The sequence below is a fragment of the Secundilactobacillus folii genome (genome assembly GCF_009720675.1).
GTDB lineage: Bacteria > Bacillota > Bacilli > Lactobacillales > Lactobacillaceae > Secundilactobacillus > Secundilactobacillus folii.
This window is the reverse complement of the sequence record NZ_WNJO01000043.1, coordinates 1-432: the sequence shown is the minus strand read 5'-3', so window position 1 is coordinate 432 and position 432 is coordinate 1. Positions and strand designations below refer to the sequence as shown.

Here is a 432-nt window from a genome sequence, read left to right as displayed (position 1 = left end):
TCTGAGTGTGGAGCCGACGGATTACTACGTCACGACCACGACCAAGGATCCTGATGGTGGGACCACGTCGACCAAGAAGAATGGGAATGACGTGATCACCACGATTGATAAGACCTGGAGTGATGGCGATCAGACCCACGTCGAGCTGGATCATACGACGAATGTCATCACCGTGACGGAGACACCGAAGGGGGCCGCTGCGCTCACGCCGATCACTATCGCCGCCGGTCAGAGTGGTACCAGTGGTAAGACCACGGCCACCAATGATCTGCCGGATGGCGGGGTTGAGTTGACGCATGCGAGCGCTGGGACCTCGACGGATGGGACGCGGAGTACGGATACCACGACCGTGGATAACAGTGGTAACCGGACTTACGGTAAGACGCAAGTACCCGATGCCGTCAGCGTGACGGCCAGTGACTACTACGTCAC

1 protein-coding gene is annotated in these 432 nt (G+C 58.6%); it reads left to right on the top strand.

Annotation, left to right across the window (positions count from 1 at the left end):
• The coding region (locus GM612_RS12275; RefSeq protein ID WP_173021290.1) for a hypothetical protein at positions 1-432 on the top strand (432 nt) is incomplete at both ends.